Origin of the sequence: Sphingobium sp. CFD-2, from assembly GCF_024611135.1 — a bacterium.
In the GTDB taxonomy this organism is placed as follows: Bacteria; Pseudomonadota; Alphaproteobacteria; order Sphingomonadales; family Sphingomonadaceae; genus Sphingobium; species Sphingobium fuliginis.
The window spans coordinates 332,438-351,475 of sequence record NZ_CP084406.1 but is presented as its reverse complement, the minus strand read 5'-3'; the positions used below and the strand labels follow the sequence as shown (position 1 = coordinate 351,475).

At 65.5% G+C, this 19,038-nt stretch carries 18 protein-coding genes and 1 pseudogene; 4 read left to right on the top strand and 15 right to left on the bottom strand.

Translation table 11 applies throughout. The features are described from left to right. From ccoG to LDB29_RS21810, 12 genes and pseudogenes are all read right to left on the bottom strand, one after another. A complete protein-coding gene (ccoG, locus tag LDB29_RS21865) occupies nt 1-1,431 on the bottom strand; it encodes a cytochrome c oxidase accessory protein CcoG (RefSeq protein ID WP_257557814.1) in 1,431 nt (476 codons plus the stop codon). A gap of 3 nt (nt 1,432-1,434) precedes the next feature. Further along, nucleotides 1,435-2,340, bottom strand: a complete 906-nt coding sequence (gene ccoP / locus LDB29_RS21860; RefSeq protein ID WP_257557813.1) for a cytochrome-c oxidase, cbb3-type subunit III — start codon at nt 2,338-2,340, stop codon at nt 1,435-1,437. Next, the gene (locus tag LDB29_RS21855; protein ID WP_044660960.1) at nt 2,333-2,500 is read right to left on the bottom strand and encodes a cbb3-type cytochrome c oxidase subunit 3; all 168 of its coding nucleotides are present in this window, start codon (nt 2,498-2,500) and stop codon (nt 2,333-2,335) included. Before LDB29_RS21855 ends, ccoP begins: the two co-directional genes overlap by 8 nt. Then, complete coding sequence (ccoO, locus tag LDB29_RS21850) at nt 2,497-3,243, bottom strand: cytochrome-c oxidase, cbb3-type subunit II (RefSeq protein ID WP_257557811.1); 747 nt, start codon at nt 3,241-3,243, stop codon at nt 2,497-2,499. Before ccoO ends, LDB29_RS21855 begins: the two co-directional genes overlap by 4 nt. A 98-nt stretch (nt 3,244-3,341) precedes the next feature. Beyond that, nucleotides 3,342-5,000 (bottom strand): cytochrome-c oxidase, cbb3-type subunit I, encoded by a 1,659-nt coding sequence (ccoN, locus tag LDB29_RS21845; protein WP_048576787.1) that lies wholly within the window; start codon nt 4,998-5,000, stop codon nt 3,342-3,344. A gap of 282 nt (nt 5,001-5,282) precedes the next feature. Continuing rightward, nucleotides 5,283-6,050, bottom strand: coding sequence for a Crp/Fnr family transcriptional regulator (locus LDB29_RS21840; RefSeq protein WP_257557808.1), 768 nt, complete (start codon nt 6,048-6,050; stop codon nt 5,283-5,285). Between the two features lie 247 nt (nt 6,051-6,297). Continuing rightward, nucleotides 6,298-6,960 (bottom strand): OmpW family protein, encoded by a 663-nt coding sequence (locus LDB29_RS21835; RefSeq protein WP_048575303.1) that lies wholly within the window; start codon nt 6,958-6,960, stop codon nt 6,298-6,300. 336 nt (nt 6,961-7,296) lie between these two features. Next, nucleotides 7,297-7,581 carry an SDR family oxidoreductase gene (locus LDB29_RS21830; RefSeq protein WP_257558042.1) on the bottom strand — a complete coding sequence of 95 codons (285 nt, stop codon included), beginning with the start codon at nt 7,579-7,581 and terminating at the stop codon, nt 7,297-7,299. Continuing rightward, nucleotides 7,566-8,030 (bottom strand): annotated as a pseudogene (locus tag LDB29_RS21825) (SDR family NAD(P)-dependent oxidoreductase); the annotation flags it as partial. The pseudogene LDB29_RS21825 and the gene LDB29_RS21830, both read right to left, overlap by 16 nt. Before the next feature lie 220 nt (nt 8,031-8,250). After that, on the bottom strand, nt 8,251-9,222 hold the full coding sequence (locus LDB29_RS21820; RefSeq protein WP_373886372.1) for a Gfo/Idh/MocA family protein: 972 nt from the start codon (nt 9,220-9,222) through the stop codon (nt 8,251-8,253). 10 nt (nt 9,223-9,232) lie between these two features. After that, the gene (locus tag LDB29_RS21815; RefSeq protein WP_226870331.1) at nt 9,233-9,961 is read right to left on the bottom strand and encodes a FadR/GntR family transcriptional regulator; all 729 of its coding nucleotides are present in this window, start codon (nt 9,959-9,961) and stop codon (nt 9,233-9,235) included. A 191-nt stretch (nt 9,962-10,152) separates the two neighbouring features. Then, on the bottom strand, nt 10,153-11,223 hold the full coding sequence (locus LDB29_RS21810) for a family 43 glycosylhydrolase (RefSeq protein WP_257557806.1): 1,071 nt from the start codon (nt 11,221-11,223) through the stop codon (nt 10,153-10,155). A gap of 169 nt (nt 11,224-11,392) precedes the next feature. Here LDB29_RS21810 and LDB29_RS21805 point away from each other — a divergent pair, with 169 nt between their 5' ends. Genes LDB29_RS21805 through LDB29_RS21790 form a run of 4 tightly spaced genes read left to right on the top strand, consistent with a single transcriptional unit; the run spans nt 11,393 to nt 15,508 of the window. Beyond that, a complete protein-coding gene (locus LDB29_RS21805; protein WP_257557805.1) occupies nt 11,393-12,973 on the top strand; it encodes a sodium/solute symporter in 1,581 nt (526 codons plus the stop codon). Then, nucleotides 12,970-13,842, top strand: a complete 873-nt coding sequence (locus LDB29_RS21800) for a 2-dehydro-3-deoxygalactonokinase (RefSeq protein ID WP_257557804.1) — start codon at nt 12,970-12,972, stop codon at nt 13,840-13,842. Before LDB29_RS21805 ends, LDB29_RS21800 begins: the two co-directional genes overlap by 4 nt. Next, complete coding sequence (locus tag LDB29_RS21795) at nt 13,839-14,474, top strand: 2-dehydro-3-deoxy-6-phosphogalactonate aldolase (RefSeq protein ID WP_257557803.1); 636 nt, start codon at nt 13,839-13,841, stop codon at nt 14,472-14,474. Before LDB29_RS21800 ends, LDB29_RS21795 begins: the two co-directional genes overlap by 4 nt. Next, entirely contained in the window at nt 14,471-15,508 is a 1,038-nt protein-coding gene (locus tag LDB29_RS21790; RefSeq protein WP_257557802.1) for a glycoside hydrolase family 43 protein, read from the top strand. Before LDB29_RS21795 ends, LDB29_RS21790 begins: the two co-directional genes overlap by 4 nt. A 25-nt stretch (nt 15,509-15,533) precedes the next feature. Here the strand turns inward: LDB29_RS21790 and LDB29_RS21785 are convergent, their stop codons facing one another. The 3 genes from LDB29_RS21785 to LDB29_RS21775 form a co-directional block, all read right to left on the bottom strand. Beyond that, entirely contained in the window at nt 15,534-16,712 is a 1,179-nt protein-coding gene (locus LDB29_RS21785) for an SGNH/GDSL hydrolase family protein (protein WP_257557800.1), read from the bottom strand. 38 nt (nt 16,713-16,750) lie between these two features. After that, on the bottom strand, nt 16,751-17,833 hold the full coding sequence (locus LDB29_RS21780) for a cellulase family glycosylhydrolase (RefSeq protein ID WP_065846637.1): 1,083 nt from the start codon (nt 17,831-17,833) through the stop codon (nt 16,751-16,753). A gap of 64 nt (nt 17,834-17,897) precedes the next feature. Beyond that, on the bottom strand, nt 17,898-19,034 hold the full coding sequence (locus LDB29_RS21775; protein ID WP_257557799.1) for an aldose epimerase family protein: 1,137 nt from the start codon (nt 19,032-19,034) through the stop codon (nt 17,898-17,900). Between the last annotated feature and the right edge of the window lie 4 nt (nt 19,035-19,038).

Here is a 19,038-nt window from a genome sequence, read left to right as displayed (position 1 = left end):
TCAGGGCCTTTCAAATCGGGCGGGTTCGCTGGCGCTGCCGCCTTCGCGATCGATGGCGCGCACGGTGAAGCGGAAATCCTGCCGCGCCGGGCCGCCGGAAGGCAGCGTCAGGAAGATGCGCAGCTTCGCCACGCTGTCGGCGGGCACGGTCGTCCGCACCGTCGCGGCCGCATTCTCCCGCGACCCCGCATCGGTCCACATCCGGCCGCCGGGCAGGCCGGTGAGGCCCACCTCCATCGGCCGGGGCCGCGCCTGCATATTGCGCAGCTTGACCGTATAGGCGTTGCGGATCGCGCCGTCGGACAGGCGCACGAAGATCGGATTGCGGTCCTGCTGCGCGCTGATCTCCAGCCGCTCGCGCGCGCCCAGAGCGAACAGCATGGCCGCGCCGATCCCCGCCCAGACCGCAAAATAGGCGATGGTGCGCGGCCGCCGCAGAGTCTTGAGCACCGGTCGCGGCGCCGCGCCCTTCTGCTCCGCCTCCGCATCGTCCTGCGTGCAATAATCGATCAGGCCGCGCGGCCGCCCGACCTGCGCCATCACCTTGTCGCAGGCGTCGATGCAGAGCGCGCAGGTGATGCAGCCGATCTGCGGCCCTTCCCGAATGTCGATGCCGGTCGGGCAGACCGCGACGCACTGGTTGCAATCCACGCAGTCGCCAAACGCGCCCGGATGCGCCTGGGCCTTCTTCAGGCTCCCGCGCTTCTCCCCGCGCCAATGCTTGTAGGTGACGACCAGCGACTTCTCGTCCAGCATCGCGGTCTGGATGCGCGGCCAGGGACACATGTAGATGCACACCTGCTCCCGCATGAACCCGCCCAGCACGAAGGTCGTCGCGGTCAGCACGAAAGTCGTCGCATAGGCTTGCCACGCGGCGGTCCCGCTCCAGAACGCCCGTTGCAGCGTCGGGGCGTCCGCGAAATAGAATATCCACGCGCCTCCGGTGACGAAGGCGATCCCCAGCCAGACCGACCATTTGAAAAGCCGCCGGGCGATCTTCGCCGCCCCCCATGGCGCCTTGGCGAGCCGCAACTGCGCATTGCGGTCGCCGTCCACGAACCGCTCGACATGCTGGTAAAGGTCGGTCCAGACCGTCTGCGGACAGGCATAGCCGCACCAGGCCCGCCCCACCGCCGACGTGACGAGGAACAGCCCGATCCCCGCCATGATCAGCAGGCCCGCGACATAATAAAATTCCTGCGGCCATATCTCGGTGGAGAACATGTAGAAACGGCGGTGCGCCAGATCGACCAGCACCGCCTGATCGGGCGCATAAGGCCCCCGGTCCCAGCGCAGCCAGGGCGTGCCCCAGTAGATGGTCAGCGTCACCGCCATGATCGCCCATTTCAGGCGGCGGTAGAAGCCGTCCACCGCCTTGGGATAGACGCCCTTGCGCTTCTCATAGAGCGAGGCGGAGCCGGACATGAACATGGCTTATCGACCTGCCCCCGCATCAGCGGGAGGGGCCACCTCACCCCCGCCCAGGCTGTGCACATAGGCCGCCAGCATCCGGATGGTCGCCTTGTCCAGCTTGTCGTCCCAGCGCGGCATCACGCCATGGCGGCTGTTCCAGACGGTCTCGTGGATGGTCTCCGCATCGCCCCCGTAAAGCCAGATCGCATCGGTCAGATTGGGCGCGCCCAGCTCCCGGTTGCCCTTGCCCGCCGGGCCATGGCAGACCGCGCAATTATCGGCAAAGACCTTGTCCCCGCGCCGCGAAGCCGCGCTCGGGCGGTCCTGCCCGCTGATCGCCCGGACATGCGCCACCACATCGTCCACCTGCGCCGCCGTCAGCAACTGATCCTTGCCGAAGGCGGGCATCAGCGACTGGCGGGTCGCATCATGATCGGGATTGCGGACGCCATCGGTGATCGTCTTCTCGATCGTCGCCAGATCGCCGCCCCACAGCCAGTCGTCGTCATTGAGGTTGGGATAGCCCTTGGACCCCGCCGCCCCCGATCCATGGCACTGGACGCAATGCACCCGGAACGCCGCGCGCCCGCCCTCGACCGCCTGCTGCATCAGTTCGGGCCGCCCCGGCAGCGCCGTGACCGGCGTCGCCGCAATCGCCCGGCGGATCGGCGCGATCTGCCTTTCCCGCGCCGCCAATTCCTTGTCCAGCGCCCCCCGGCTAGACCAGCCCAGCATGCCGCCGGTCGCCCGGTCGATCATCGGAATAGCCGGATAGGCGATCATATAACCGATAGCGAACAGGATCGTCGCATAGAAGGTCCACAGCCACCAGCGCGGCAGCGGCGTGTCCAGTTCCTGAATGCCGTCCCATTCATGATGCTTGATCTCCGTCCCGGTGGCGGGATCGATACGCTTGTCGTCAGCCATGCCCGGCCTCCGTCTGATCGTCGAAAATGGCGAGCGCGGCCTGTGCGCTGCGCTGCCGCCCATGGGGCAGGAAGTGCCAGCCGATGAGGGCCACATAGAGCACCCCCATGAACACCAGCCCCCAGCTATCGGCAAAATGCCGCAAGGCGTCGTAGCTCATCTGTCGACCTCCTGCGGTTTCGCGCTGTCCACATCGACCAGCGTGCCCAGCATCTGGAGATAGGCGACCAGCGCGTCCATCTCGGTCAGCTTGCCCGGATCACCGTCGAAATCGCGCGCCTGCGCCTTGGGATAGCGTTTCAGCAGGTCGCCGCTGTCCGCATCCGGATCGGCCTGCGCCTTCAGATCGTCATTGGCCTTTGCGATGTCGTCCTTCGTATAGGGAACGCCGACATCATTGAGCGCGGTCAGGTCCTTGCGCATGTCGGGCAGCTTCAATTCCCGCTCCGCCAGGAAGGCATAGCCGGGCATGATCGATTCCGGCACCACGGCGCGCGGGTCCTTCAGATGCTGGACATGCCACTCGTCCGAATAGCGGCCGCCCACCCGCGCCAGGTCCGGCCCGGTCCGCTTCGACCCCCACTGGAAGGGATGATCGTACATGCTCTCCGCCGCCAGACTATAATGGCCATAGCGTTCCGTCTCGTCCCGGAAGGGCCGGATCATCTGGCTATGACAATTATAGCAGCCTTCGCGGATGTAGATGTTCCGCCCCGCCAGCTCCAGCGGCGTATAGGGACGCACGCCCTCCACTTTCTCGATCGTATTGTCGATCCAGAAAAGCGGTGCGATCTCCACAATGCCGCCGATGGCGACTGTAATCAGGGCTGCGATGCCCAGCAGCGAAACATTCCGCTCGAGCCTGCCATGATCGAAGAATTTACCCTTGGATGGTACAGTCATTATCCGGTTCCTCAAAGGAAAACCTCCGTTCGCCCTGAGCCTGTCGAAGGGCTTTTCTTCTTCTTGAAGAGCAGGCCCAGCCCGAACGGAGAGGGGTTTCAGGTCGCCGCGGGCACCAATGGCCGGTCGGCCTCCACATCATAGGCCGCATCGTTCATCGGCTTCTCCACGCGCAGCGGGCTGCCCGCAATGGTCCTGCCGATGTTCCAGGCCATGACGATCGCGCCGCTCAGGTACAGAAGGCCCCCCGCCGCCCGGATCAGGTACATGGGGAACATGGCGCTCACCACTTCGGAGAAGGCGTAGACCAGATAACCGTCGCTGCCATATTCGCGCCACATCAACCCCTGCATGATGCCCGCGACCCACATCGACGCCGCGTAGAGGACGATACCCACGGTCGCCAGCCAGAAGTGCCAGTTCACCAGCCGAAGACTGTACAACCGTTCCCGCTTCCACAGTCGTGGCGTCAGATAATAGAGGCAGGCGAAAGTGATGAGCCCATTCCACCCCAGCGCACCACTATGCACATGGCCGATGGTCCAGTCGGTATAGTGGGAGAGACTGTTGACCGCCTTCACCGACATCATCGGTCCTTCGAAGGTCGACATGCCGTAGAAGGCCAGCGCCATCACCATCATGCGGATGATCGGATCGGTGCGGATGCGGTCCCATGCGCCGTTCAGCGTCATCAGCCCGTTGATCATCCCGCCCCAGCTCGGCATCCACAACATGACCGAGAAGACCATGCCCAAAGTCTGCGCCCAGTCGGGCAACGCGGTATAATGAAGATGGTGCGGACCCGCCCAGATATAGAGGAAGATCAGCGACCAGAAATGGATGATGGAAAGCCTGTAACTATAGACCGGCCGCTCCGCCTGCTTGGGCACGAAATAATACATCATGGCCAGGAAACCGGCGGTCAGGAAGAAACCGACCGCATTATGCCCGTACCACCATTGGGTCAGCGCATCCTGCACGCCCGCGAAAGCGCTGTAGCTCTTGGACCCGAGCCAGCTCACCGGCATGGAAAGATTGTTGACGATATGCAGCATCGCGATCGTCAGGATGAAGCTCAGGTAAAACCAGTTCGCGACATAGATATGCGGCTCGCTGCGGCGCAGGATCGTCCCGCCGAACACGACCAGATAGGCGACCCAGACGATGGTCAGCCACAGGTCGACATACCATTCGGGCTCGGCATATTCCTTGCCCTCTGTGATTCCCAGCAGATAGCCGGTCGCCGCCAGCACGATGAAAAGCTGATAGCCCCAGAAGACGAACCGGGCCAGCGCCGGAAAGGCCAGCCGCGCCCGGCATGTCCGCTGCACCACGTAGAAGCTGGTGGCGATCAGCGCATTGCCCCCGAAGGCGAAGATGACGGCGGAGGTATGCAACGGCCGCAGCCGCCCGAAACTCGTATATTCCAGCCCCAGGTTCAGCGCCGGAAAGGCCAATTGAAGCGCGATATAAAGCCCGGCCAGAAAACCCGCCAGCCCCCAGAAGACCGTCGCGATCACGCCCCAGCGGATCGGATCGTCGTCATATCTGCCCTGCAACGCGGGCATTTTCAGCAGCCCGCGGGTGATCGCCTCATAATCGGCGTGCCGCATCGTCAGCACGGCGACGGCCAGCGCGGCCGCGCACACGATCCCCATATGCACGGCAAAGCCGAAGTCCGCCGCCGCCAGCGCCGCCAGAAAGGCCAGCGTCGCGAGCGCGAACCAGCCGCCCGTCTTCCAAACCAGTTGCTCCATAGGATTTCCCCGTCAAAGGCTTTGCGGCGTCCTTCGTCCGGGAGCCGCCCTTATGCATTGACCTCTGTCAAAGCCCGCGCCGCAGGTATGTAGGGGAATGTCCGTATCGGGTGGATTGCGGACATTCCCCTCCCGCAGGCGGGAGGGGGCTAGGGGGTGGGCTGGCGCGACATCTGCGCTGTTTTGCAACGGCTAAGTCAGAAGCTCGCTACGCTCGCGCCCACCCCTAACCCCTCCCGTTTACGGGAGGGGAATGTCTTGGATTGGCCAAATTCGGCCCCCTCACTCCCCCTCGGCCATCCCCTCCAGCCGCCCGGCATCCACGATCCGCACCCCGCGCCGCCCGGCGAGCGCGATCACGCCCATCCGCTTCAGATCGCCGATCTGGCGCGACACCGTCTCGATGGTCAGCCCCAGCACGTCCGCGATCTGCTGCCGCGACAGGGGCAGTTCGATCACCCCATCCCGATCCGCCCGCAACCGCCGGTGCATGTCCAGCAGCAGGGTCGCCACCTTCTCCCGCGCATTCTTCCGCCCCAGCAGCAGCATCCACGCCCGCGTCCGGTCGAGATCATCGAGCGTCCGCTGCAACAGCCGGTGCTCCAACGCCGGATGTTCCCGCGCAAAGCCGTCGAACGCCCCCCGCGGATAAAGGCACAGCCGCGCATCGGTCAGCGCCGTGACGCTGTGCGGCGTCCGCGCGCCGAAGGGGCGGCCGATGAAATCCGATGCATAGACCACGCCGACAATCTGCTCACGCCCGTCGCCGGTGGAGGTGGACAGCTTCAGCGTCCCCTCGATCACATTGGCGACCAGCGTCGAACTGTCGCCTTCCCACATCACGGTCTGCCCGGCCTGCAACGACACCCGCCGCCCGATCCGGTTCAGCGCCACGCGCTGCTTTTCGTCGAGATCGGCGCAGATCGCCTGATCGCGCACCTCGCACCGGTCGCAATATTGCCCGCCACAGCCCTTGGCCGGCGGCGTCGCCGCCATGACGAAGGCCCCATCGTCCTGCGCCTTTTGCGCCAGATCAAATCGCATATCCATGCGCCGATCCATGCCGCCGCCGCGCGCCGCAACCTATCCGTAATTGTCCCTAAGAGGCGAAAGTGGGTGGATTGCGGACATTCCCCCTCCCGCAGGCGGGAGGGGGCTAGGGGGTGGGCTGGCGCGGCATCTGCGTGAATTTTCAACGGCTAAGCTGGAAGCTCGCTACGCTCGCACCCACCCCTAACCCCTCCCGCCTGCGGGAGGGGAATGTCCTGGATTGGCCAAAAGCCGCCACCCCTTCCCATCAGAACTTCATCCCCACACCCACGCCGAAGACAAAGGGATCAAGCTCCAGCTTCACCCTCTGCACCCCGGCGGCAGCAGTCGACAGCCGCGCCGTCGTATCGATGTCGATATATTTGACGTCCAGATTCAGGAACACCCGCTCGTTAAGGTCGATGTCGACACCGACCTGCCCCGCCCAGCCGAAGCTGTCGGACATATGCACCTTGGTCGCGCCCACAGCGTCCTCCAACGCGTTCGACGCCTTCTCATTATAGAATAGCGTATAATTCACCCCCGCCCCGACATAAGGCCGGATCTTCCCTTCGGGCAGGAAATGATATTGCGCCGTCAGCGTCGGCGGCAGCACCCAGGTCGACGCAAGCCTGCCGATACCCCCGGTCGTGCCGGTCCGCCCGCTCGCGCTATGCTTGGTGGTCGCGGCGATCAGCTCGAAACCGATATGGTCGGTCGCCATATAGGTGACGTCCACTTCCGGCATCACGCTGTTGTCGACCTTCACTTTCTCGCCCGGAAAGGCGGGCAGCACGCTCCCGCTCTTCTCGTTGGGCGCGACCATGATGCCGCGCAGCCGCACCAGCACATCGCCCTGCGCCGCCTGCGCCGGCGCGGCCAGAACGGCGCAGCCGGCAGCCGCCCCCAGCAGGATCGTCTTGATGGTCATGTCCTTGATCTCCATCCCTGTTTGTCGGTGCCGCCCTTCTGCCGCGCCCGAACGGACCCGGCATTGATCCTGCGCAACCGGCAATTTGACCTGCCTCAATGCCTCGGTCGCTCGCGTCCCTTCTTATGCCGACGGCGCAGTGATGGCCCGGACGACGATGCTGTCGATCATGTCGGCCGATCTCTCTCGGCCCGCCATTTCGGCCAAGGTTTCAGGCATGGCGTCGAACATCGGAAATGCATCCGGTGACAACGCATTCGCAGTGGGCCGACAGCAGCCATGCCTCCCGTCACCGAACAGATTCCGGTCTCCGGATCAGGCAAATGCGAGGCATTTCTACAAGCTGAGACCACCTGAAACGACCAGGACCTGCCCGCTGATGTAATCGCTCTCGGGAACGCACAGCAGGTAGATGCTGTCCGCGGCCTCCCGCGCCGTTCCCGCCCGTCCCAACGGCACGCTGTCCAGCAGGGCGTCCCGTACCGAAGAAGGAATACCGGTGTGCAGGGGCTGCCCCCCCCAATCGGGATGGATGCCTCCGACCCCGAAATGGGCTGCGTCAACCGCGTGTCGATGATGCCGAAGGCCACGCAATTCACGCAGACTTTCAGGCGCCCCCATTCCTTGGACAGCGTCTTGGTCATGCCCAGCAGGGCGGATTTGGCCGCGGAGTAGTTGATCTGTCCGGCATTGCCGTGGGTGCCGGCCATGGATGATATGTTGACGACCTTGCGGATAACCTCGCGGCCTTCGGCGGCTTCTTTTCGGGCCATCGTTCGCAGAGGCTCCGCGGCTGCGCGCAGGATGCGAAACGGGGCCGATACGTGCACGTCGAGCATTGCCTGGAACTGCTCGTCCGTCTGCTTCTGGATGACGCCGTCGCGCGTGTAGCCGGCATTGCTGACGATGATGTCGAGCCCGCCGAACGCCTCGAGAGCCGTGCGGACGAAGCGCTCGCCGAAGTCATCGGCCGTGACATCGCCAACGCAGGCGGTCGCTGTCCCGCCCGCATTCCCCAGCCGGCCTATACCCGCCCAGGCGCGCAGGAAGTCGAGTCCGCTCGGCAGCATGAGCGCGATCCGGTCTCCCGCCCGAGCCCCGGCCGCCGCCGGCATGCCGGCGACCTGCGCTGCATCGTCCCACAGCCGATGGTTGACGCGACCAAAATCGACCCATCTCCGCCATACAAGGAACCGTTTTTGATCTTCAGGTCCGCAGGGGCAGCTATCCAGACCACACCCCCCAAATGCGAGAGACCGCTTTACGATAATCCCGATAGATAGGCAGCCATTAGAATGCGAAGGCTTCGGTGATCCGCCGCTCCGCAATCAGGAAGGCGTCGGAGACAAGCCGTAGCGGCCTTATATCCACATCGCTTTGCCCCGCTGCGATCAACTCCGCGAACCGGGCGTAGAGGCGTGCATATTCCCGGTCCGCCGCAATGCTCTCCGGTTCGCCGGGAAGTTGCAATATGCTGCCGCCCATGGCGAGGCGCAGGGTGCCGGCGTCGGTATCGACTTCTATGGACCAAATCTGCGGGCCGGTTTCGAGAAAGTCGAATATTGCGTGCACTGCGGCATCGCCGCAGCGCATCCTGAGCTCGGCGGCGATGGGAGACATGCGTCCTGCCGGCACATCCAGGCTGGCCTGCTCAAGCAGCAGTTCGTGCGGCAGGATCTCGGTCGCAATCGACAGGGCGTTGATGCCGGGGTCGAATACGCCAAAGCCCCCCGAACCGAGGATCCATTCCTGATCCGGATGCCAGCGGCGGATGTCTTCGCGCCAGTCGATCCGGACGGCGAGAATGCGTTTATCGGCAAGCCACGCGCGCGCTGGAGCCACACCCGCCGCCTCGCGCGAGTGCCAGGTTGCAAAGAGCGTCACGCCTGCCGCGCGCGCGGCCTGCGTCAGTGCCGCGATATGCGAAAGCGTCACCGTCGGCGGCTTTTCCAGCATGACATGCAGCCCGGCTTCCATGGCGGTCAGCGCCTGTGCGTAGCGCCCATCCGGCGGCGTGCAGAGTGAAACCGCGTCCAGTCGGCAGGCTCCGATCATATCCTCAATGTCATGATAGCCGTCGATCCCCTCCACGCGGCCCTGACGACTGGCAGTGGCGGCAAGGCGGAAGCGGCGGTCGGCGGCGATGGCGGGCAGATGCTGGTCCCTGGCGATCTTGCCGATGCCCACGAGACCCAATCGGACAGGCTCCACGGTAAATCCTCTTGTCTGGACAGGATGCAGGCTGAACGCCTGGCCGGCCATTGGCGCTGGTCTAGGGCAGCCGGTCCTCGATGAGGAGGAGCACATCGCCAATGATCCGCCGCATGGCGATCCGCGCCCCGTCGGGATCGTGCAGGACGATGGCATCGCGCACCTTGGCATGCTCGACGACGTCGGCGGTGCGGCCCTTGATACGATTGGTGAAGCGGATCGAGGTGCGCAATGCGGTACTCACCACATCCCGCAACTGGATGTAGAAGGGGTTTTTCGACGCGCGGAGCACGGCGACATGAAAAGCGATATCCGCTTCCAGCGGGTCATCCAGCCCGTTTTCCGCCGCCTGCATACGCTGCAGGCCATCGTCGATGCGCTTGACATCGTCCTCCCCCGCGACTCGCGCGGCCAGGGCGGCCGCCTCCGGCTCCACCGCCACGCGCAGTTCGTTGAACTGGCGCAGCAGGTTCACCGAAAGCTGGCGTTCCAGCATCCAGCGCAGCACGTCGGTGTCGAACAGATTCCATGAGGAGGTCGGCTGCACGGTCGTGCCCTGGCGCGGGCGGGCGCTCAGCAGGCCCTTGGCGGTGAGCATCTTGACCGCTTCCCGCGTGACGGAGCGGCTGACGCCATGCTGCTTGGCAAGTTCCCCCTCGGTGGGGAAGACGACATCGTCGAACCGGCCGGTAACGATGGCGCGGCCGATGCTGTCGAGCAGGCCATAGGTCAGATTGCGGCCAAGCTGCGCTGCCGGTTCGTCCACGATGAGATGAGATGCCTCTGCCAAGACGCTGTCCTTGTCCTTACCCGCTCCGATGCCATGGCAATCCATGTTAATGCCCGCTCCAGCCCAGGCAAGGTCCTTTCATATGATAAGTCAATTCATATGATAATTCCGACAGGCATTGGACGCCCCTTTGCGCACCTTTATGGGCCGGATCGTGCCGCAGGCGAGCGCGGCACGAGCACGGCCGCCTCTCACTTGCGGTTCGGAAACGCCCTCACCAGCCTATCATATTGCTCCTTGCTGATCTCGACCATGGAGCCGTGGCGCAGTCCGGCCGGCACCTCATAACGGTTCCATTCCGGCACGCCCGAATTGCCCGAGACCTGGAACCAGGGGCCCGTCAGGCGCGGCGCCTTGGACAGGCCATAGCTCGTTCCCGCATATTGCTCATAGTACATCAGCCAATCCTCGCCGTTCGGCGCGCGGATGACGGTCGGCGCTTCGCGGAAATTGGGGCTGACCGGCGGTCCCGGCGGCGGATAGGGACCAAGCAGGTCCTTGGCGCAGGAGATGCGCACCGTCTTGCCGGTGGTCCAGTTGTAGCTGGGATAGCGCTCATCCTTCACGATCGCGCAATAGGCGCTGCCATCGGCCTCCGGCCGGATGAAGGTGTCGATCGTCGCCATGTCCCAGTCGAACAGGCGGCGCGGCGGCTTCGCGAAGCGCTTGAGATCGGGCGAGAGGACGTAGAGCGTGCGCTGGCTCGCCCAATAACGCTCCGGGTCTTCGGGAACGCCAGGGACGGTGGCGGTGTGCCACGTCAGCAGGAACTGGCCCGACGGCTTGTCGAAGAACAGCTTGGGCGCGCCGATCCGCTGCATGGCGTGCGGCAGGCCGGGGATGTTCGACAGGTCGGGACGATAGGTGCCATAGGGTTTCCAACCGACCAGATCGTCCGAAACCCAGAAGCGGATATAAGGGTCTTCGTCGCTCTTGTTGCCGACCAGATAATAGCGCCCGTCGCCCCCGCGCGCGATCGAGGCGTGGCCGTGATAATCCTCCGACACCGGCCTGCCGCCGTTGATCTGCTCCCAGTGCAGCCCGTCCCGGCTGACCGAATAATAGAGCACGCCATAGCGCTCCTTGGTCATGTGGGCGAAGAGATAGGCCTTGTCGGGATCGACATAGGGCGTCTCAGGCGCGCCGGGCACGACCTCGGCGCGCACCGGTTCCGACTGGGCTGCGGCGGGAATTTGCATGAATGAAAGCGTGATGGCGGCCGATGCCGCAGCAAGCGCGAAAAGCGATTTGCCCCGAGCCAATTTCCGTCTCCCTTGATTGTTCGGCGGAAGATAGACCTCTCCATCGAAATATTGTCAAGATTGATATTATAAATATGTGTTTTATGAAGAAGCAGATCGGCAGGCCCGGATCGCGCGATTCGCGGCCATGCGACCGGCACGTCCGTTGCTGGAAGATTGGGGAGACGAGATGGGACTGGCGACGATCGACATCAGCGTGGTCGTGATCTACGCGATCGGCATATTCGGCCTCGCGCAATGGGTCAGCCGCGACAAGGCGGGGGCCGGGCCGAAAAATTCGACGGACTATTTCCTGGCGTCGAAGAACCTGCCCTGGTGGGCCATCGGCGCCTCGCTGATCGCGGCGAACATCTCGGCGGAGCAGATCGTCGGCATGTCCGGTTCGGGCTATGCCATCGGCCTCGCCATCGCTTCCTATGAATGGATGGCGGCGGCGACGCTGCTGATCGTCGGCAAATTCTTCCTGCCGATCTTCCTGCGCAACGAGATCTACACCATGCCGCAATTCCTGGAGCGGCGCTACGGCAACGGCATCCGGACGCTGATGGCGATATTCTGGCTGGTCCTCTACATCTTCGTGAACCTGACCAGCATCATCTGGCTCGGATCGGTCGCGGTGATGAAGGTGGCGGGCGTGAACCAGGACGTGGCGCTGGTCGCGCTCGGCGTCTTCGCCTTGCTCTACCAGCTTCGCGGCGGGCTGAAGGCGGTGGCGCTGACCGACATCGTGCAGGTGACGCTGCTGGTTCTGGGCGGCCTCGTCATCGCCGTGCTGACGCTGGGCGAGATCGGCGGGGGAGAAGGCGTCATCGCCGGTTTCTCGCGCCTGGTCGAACGCGCGCCCGACCATTTCCACATGATCCTCCAGAAAGGCGACCCGCATTATATGGACCTGCCCGGCCTTTCGGTGCTGATCGGCGGCATGTGGATCGCGAACCTCAGCTATTGGGGCTTCAACCAATATATCATCCAGCGCGCGCTGGCGGCCAAGTCGGTGGACGAAGCGCAGCGCGGCATGCTGTTCGCGGCCTTCCTGAAGCTCATCATGCCGATCATCATCGTGCTGCCGGGCATCGCCGCCGTCGTCCTGGCGCCCGACCTCGCCAAGCCGGACGAAGCCTATCCGACGATGATGCGGCTGCTGCCGCCGGGCCTGCTCGGCCTCGTCTTCGCGGCGCTGGTGGCGGCGATCATCGCGTCCACCGCCTCGAAGATCAATTCGATCGCCACCATCTTCACGCTCGACGTCTGGGCGAAGTTCCGCAGGATGGAGGAACCCGGCGAAAGGCGGGAACGCCATCTGGTGCTGGTGGGCCGCGTCGCCGCCGCGATCGCGATCCTCATCGCCATCCTCACCGCCCGGCCGCTGGTGGGCTCCAGCGAACAGGCGTTCCAGTTCATCCAGGAATTCACCGGCTTCTTCACGCCGGGCATCACCGTGATCTTCCTGCTCGGCCTGTTCTGGCGGCGCGCCAACGAGCCGGGCGCGATCACGGCGGCGGTGGCATCGGTGGCGCTGTCCTGGGGCTTCAAGCTCTGGGCGCCGGGCGTCCCCTTCCTCGACCGCATGGGCCTGGTCTTCCTGGCGGCTCTGGCGCTGGCGGTCGCCGTCTCCCTCGCCACCCCGGCGCGGCGCGACAAGGACAGCATAGCGACCGGCGACGTGCGCTACGCCACCTCGACCGGGTTCAATGCAGGAGCGATCGCGGTGATTCTGGTGCTTTGCGTCCTCTACGCGGTGTTCTGGTGAGCGGCGCGGCGTTCATCGCGGTCGATTGGGGCACGACCAACCGCCGCGCCTATCTGATCGAGGGCGGCGAGGTCGTCGCCACCGAGCGCGACGATATGGGCATCCTCTCCGTTCCGCCGGGCGGCTTTCCCGCAGCCGTGGCGGGGTTGCGCGAGCGCCATGGCGGGCTGCCGATGCTGCTCGCGGGCATGGTCGGCTCCAACCGGGGATGGCATGATGCGGGCTATGTGCCCGTTCCGGCGTCGCTCGCGGACCTTGCGGCGCGCCTCGTCTCGCCCGCAGAAGGCGTCGCCATCGTGCCGGGCGTCTGCCGCGACGGCGACGAGCGGCAGGACGTCATGCGCGGCGAGGAAGTGCAGCTTCTGGGCGCGGTCGCGGCGGGGCTGGCCCCCGGCGACGCGCTGCTGTGCCAGCCGGGCACCCATGCCAAATGGGCGCTCATGAAGGATGGCGCGCTTGCCGACTTCACTACCGCCATGACCGGCGAGATGTTCGCGCTGCTCAAGGGTCATGCGCTGATCGGCAGCGAAATGACCGGCGAGGTCGACGCGGATGCGGATTTCCGCAAGGGCGTCGAAGCCAGCGCCGACCGGGACCTGCTTTCCGCCCTGTTCGGCGTGCGCGCCGCGGCGGTGCTGGGCAGACGCGCGCCCGGCGCGGCGGCCGCCTATGTCAGCGGCCTGCTGATCGGCAGCGACTGCCGGGCCCGGATCACGCAGCCGGGGCAGCAGGTCCATCTGCTTGCCGACGGCCTGCTTGCGCGACTTTATTCCGCCGCCATCGCCATCGCCGGGGGACAGGCTGTCGTCGTCGACAGCCATGCTTCCTTCGTCGCCGGCATCACCCGCATCTGGGACATCAAAGCATGATCGATTTTTCCGACGCCTTCTCCCAACTCCCACTGGTCGCCATCCTGCGCGGCATCCGCCCCGATGAGGTGGAGGCCGCCGCCGACGCGCTGGTCGAGGCGGGCTTCCGCCTGATAGAGGTTCCGCTCAATTCGCCCGATCCGCTGCTCAGCATCGAAAGGCTGGCGCGCCGCGTCGGGGATGCCGCCATCGTCGGCGCGGGCACCGTGCTGACCGTCGATCAGGTGGCGCAGGTGCAGGATGCGGGCGGCGCGATGGTGGTTTCGCCCAACACCGACATCGCCGTCATTGCCGAAACCGCCAAGCGCGGCATGGTCTCGCTGCCCGGCTATTTCACGCCCAGCGAAGCCTTTGCGGCGCTGGCGGCGGGCGCGAGCGGGCTCAAGCTGTTCCCGGCGGAGGCGGCGACCCCCGCCGTGGTCAAGGCGCAGCGGGCGGTGCTGCCCAAAGAGGTGCCACTCTTGGTCGTTGGCGGCATCACCCCCACCAATATGGAACCCTGGCGTCAGGCAGGCGCGGACGGTTTCGGGCTGGGATCGGCGCTGTACCGCATAGGCGCCACCACGGAAGAGATCGCCGCCAGCGCCCGCGCCTTCGCGCAAGGCTGGGCCGGACTGGAGGACCGCTCATGATCCGCGCCTTCGCTCCCCTTACGCTGGCTCCCCTGACTCTGGCCGCCCTGCTGGCGCTTGGCGGCTGCGCCACCGCCAGCACGCAGCAGGCCGCCCCGACGCTCGCCAATCCGCTGCTGTCGAGCGGGCCCGATCCGTGGATCGTCCATCATGGCGCGACCTTCTATTTCCTCGGGACCAAGGGCGACCGCATCGCCATCCGCCAGACCGACGATCTCGCGAAACTGGCCGACGCGCCCGAACATGTGATCTGGACCCCGCCCGCCAGCGGCCCCAATGCGATCTCGATCTGGGCGCCGGAACTGCACCGGCTCGACGGCAAATGGTATGTCTATTACACCGCCGCGGAGGCCGGGCATGATGACGACGCCCATCGCGGCGTCTTCGTGCTGGAAAATGCCAACGCCGATCCGCTGAAAGGCGAATGGATCGATCGCGGGCGCGTCAACACCCGCATGACCGGGCTGGACGGCACGGTGTTCGAGCATGGCGGCCAGCGCTATTTCGTCTATTCGGCCTATGACGGGCCGGACAGCGTGCTCGCCATCGCACCGATGACCAATGCATGGACGCTCGGCCCCGGCGAAACGGTGATCGCGCGCCCCGACCAGCCGTTCGAGCGTCAGGGCGGGCGGCAGATATTGGAAGGCCCGGAATTTCTGCCCGGCCCCAAGGGCGACCTGTTCCTCACCTATTCGGCCAGCGCCTGCTGGTCGGACGATTATGCGCTCGGCCTGCTTCACGCCCGGCCCGGCAGCGATCCCATGAACCCGGCGAGCTGGACCAAGGCGCCCCGCCCGGTGCTGGCCAAGGCGCCGCAGAACAATGTCTATGCGACCGGCCATAACGGCTTCTTCACGACCGATGGCGGCAGGCAGACATGGATCGTCTATCACGCCAATGACGGGGCGGACCGGAAATGCACCGCCGCCCGCTCCCCCCGCGTGCAGCGCATGGAATGGAGCAGCGACGGGATGCCGATCTTCCCTGTGCCCTCGCGCGCAGGCGAAGCTGTGGCAGCCCCAAAGCCGTGAAGAAGCTGCGGATTCTCCGCCCGGATCAGTTTGCCGGGCGGAGCGCCGAAAGATCCACCGCATCCCCCATGGCGCGCAGACCCGCGTCATTGGGGTGGAGGTGGTCGCCCGGATCATAGTCGGGCCGCAGGTCGGCGGGCGAGGCCGGATCGCGCACCGCCGCGTCGAAATCGACGACATCGTCGAAAATCGCCCCGGTCCGGATCGCGGCGTTCACCGCCTGACGCGTCCGCTCCTTCGCGGGCGACATATAGCCCGCATGGAGCGCGGGCGTCATGGTCCCGCCGATCACCCTGATCCCCAGCGCATGGGCCCGCGCCACGAACTGGCGATAGCCCTGGACGAGCTGGTCGGGCGCCGTCGCCTCCGGACCGCTGTCCTTGCCCGCGCCGATGTCGTTTATGCCCTCCAGGAAGATTACATGGGTGACGTTGGGCACGCTCGCCACGTCGCGCCAGAAGCGGTCGAGCGCGGATGTCGCCCGGCCCCGGCGCAGCACGCGGTTGCCGCTGATGCCCATGTTGACGACGCCGCAGCGCCGGGCAGAGGGCAGCGCCGCCAGACGCTCGGCCAGACGGCCCGGCCAGCCGCGGGTCTGCGGCGAAAGGCCAAGGAAGCCGTCGGTGATCGAATCCCCGAAGGCGACCACGGTGCAGGGCGCCCGCTTTGCCCGCACCGACGCGAGCGAGAGATAGGATCGCACCTTGATCGGCGTGAATAGCGGCCCGGCCCCGGCGGGCGCGAACGCCATCTCCAGCCCCAGATTGGTGCGCGCCGGCCGCGTCGGCGTCGTGAAGGTGACGCTGACGATCACGTCCTGCCCGACACGGAACGGCGCGGCCAGCGGATCGCTGACGACCGTATGTCCCTCAGGCAGCGCGATCCCCGACTGGCCTGAGAAAGTGAGCGGGCGGAGCGGATGGGCGCCGATCTCCGTGCCGGTGGCGGCCGAAGGTTCGGCAATGCCGACCGCCGCGATCGCCAGCGGCCTGTCCCCCTCCGCATTGCTGAAACTGAGCTGCAAGGCGTCGCCCGCCTGCGTCAGCCTTACCCGGTACCGATAGGTGCCGGGCGGCTGTTCGGGCTCCCGGGCATCGCTGTCGGCCGGAGCATAGCCCCATGCCCCTGCCCACACCGACGCGGCATGGGCGGGAACGGACAGCGCAAGGCCGCAGAGAGCGGCCAATAGCGGGACGGTGCGCATGCAGCTCTCTCCTCGAACCGGCTGACCGGCTGACCGGCTTATTTCTTCGCGGGCACCACGCCCTTGGGCGCCTTGGCCAGCGAACGTATCAGGTCGGTTTCGGCCTGGCGATAGGGCGTGCCGTCGTTGCGGAAGACCTCATGGAACCAGATGGTCGGCTCATCCTGCGTATAGGGTTTTTTCCAGCTGTCCCAGGGCAGGCGGGTCTGCGTCCTGCCGTCGACGAAGCCCCAGTTCATCATCGCCACATTCTCGCGCTTGCCGATCGGCAGCGATCCGTCGAAGGTCGATCCATTGCCCCGCGCCATATATTCGGTGCACAGGATCGGGCGGCCATAGACCTTGAGCTGGTTCACGCGGTCCTGGAATTTCTCCGGCCAGTTATAGTCGTGGAAGGAGATCACGTCCGACTGGCTGAGTTGCAGCTTCTCCATCGGCGTCAATGCGCTTTCGGTCTTCCAGTCGTCATGCTGCCACACGCCCGAGGTGAGCGGCTGCGTCGGGTCCACGTCGCGCGCCCAGCCATAGACTTTGGTGAGCAGCGCCAGGACCAGGGGCTGCTTGCCTTCCTGGCCCTTATACTGGTCGGCGCCATTGTCGGGCTCGTTCCACAGATCCCAGCCGAGCACGCGGTCGTCCTTGGCGAAGGCGCCGACGACGCCCTGCACATAGGCCTTCAGGCGCGGTTCCTGCGCGGGGTCGCGCAGCGCGGGCAGGCCGGGGCTCTGGACCCAGCCGGAATTATGGACGCCGGGGATGGGCGGGCGCTGCGGCCCCAGCACCGGATTGGGGTCCCAGCAACTGTCGAACAGCACGAACAGCGGCTTGATCCTGTGCTTCGCCGCGATCGTCAGAAACTGGTCGATGCGCTTCCTGAAACCCTCGGCATCCTGCTGCCAGAGCTGATCGTGCAGGAACACGCGCATCGTGTTCATGCCGATGCCCTCCGCAAGGCCCAGTTCGTGATCGATGCGCGCCGGGTCCCATGTCTCCGCCTGCCACATCTCAAGCTGGTTGATGGCGTTGGCGGGCGCATAGTTGGAACCGACCAGCCAGGGCTGCTTGGCATACCACGCCTTGGCTTCCACAGGCGTCCATTGCGGGCGCGCATCGGCGGGCATGGCGGTCAGCGCGGCGACGGAGGCCAGCAGGCAGGTGGTGAGAGCTTTCACGAACAATCCCCTCTTATTGTGCGACGAAGAATTTGTAGGTCATGACATTCCGGTAGGTCTTGCCCGGATCGAGGCGGACCGACGGAAATTGCGGCTGGTTCGGGCTATCCGGGAAAAGCTGCGGCTCGAACACCAGCGAGTCGCCCTCGCGGTAGATCTGCCCGCCCTTGCCGACGATCGTGCCGTCCATGAAATTGCCCGAATAAAATTGCAGGCCCGGCTGGTTCGACCAGAGTTCGAAGCCGCGGCCGGACGCGGGTTCGGTGACGCGGGCCATCAGATGCTGGTCTTTGGTGACGGCGTTACCGACCACCCAATTATGGTCATAACCGCGCCCGTAGCGGATCTGTTCGTCCGCGCCTTCGCGCACCCGCGCACCGACCGGGGTAGGCTGGCGGAAATCGAACACGGTGCCCGCGACGCTGCGGTGCTGACCAAGCGGAATGGAGGTCGCGTCGGTGGGCGTGAAGCGATCCGCCGGGATGGTCAGCACATGATCCATCGCCGTGCGGCCCGGCCCTGCGAGGTTCCAATAGGCATGGTTGGAAATGTTGACCACGGTCGGCCTGTCGGTCGTCGCGGTATAGCTGATCGTCAGATTGCCCTGCTCATCCAGCGTGTAGGTCGCGTCGGTGGTCAGCGTGCCGGGATAGCCCTGATCGCCGTCGGGGCTGACATAGCGCATGGTGACGCTGGCCACTCCACCGGATTTCCGGCCCTGCTTCACCTCGCGGATGGTCCAGACGACCTTGTCGAAACCCTTCGTCCCGCCATGCAACGAATTGGGGCCGTTGTTGACCGGGACTGCATAGGCCTTGCCGTCGAAGCTGAACCTGCCCTTGGCGATGCGGTTGGCGACCCGGCCCACCGTCGCGCCGAAGAACTGGCCGTCCTTCGCATAGCCTTCCAGGCTGTCATAGCCGACCGCGATGTCCACGGCCTTGCCGTCGCGGCCCGGCATCATCACCGACTGGATCGACGCGCCCAGCGTCATCACGCGCACCGACATGCCCTTGGCGTTGGTGAGCGTCACCGCCTCGACCGCCGTGCCGTCCGGCATCCGGCCGAAGGTCTCGCGCCGGGCCTCGGCCGCCAAAGCGGAAGTCGACACCGCGCCCAGCAGGGCGACGGCGGTCATGGTCCTCAGCATCGTC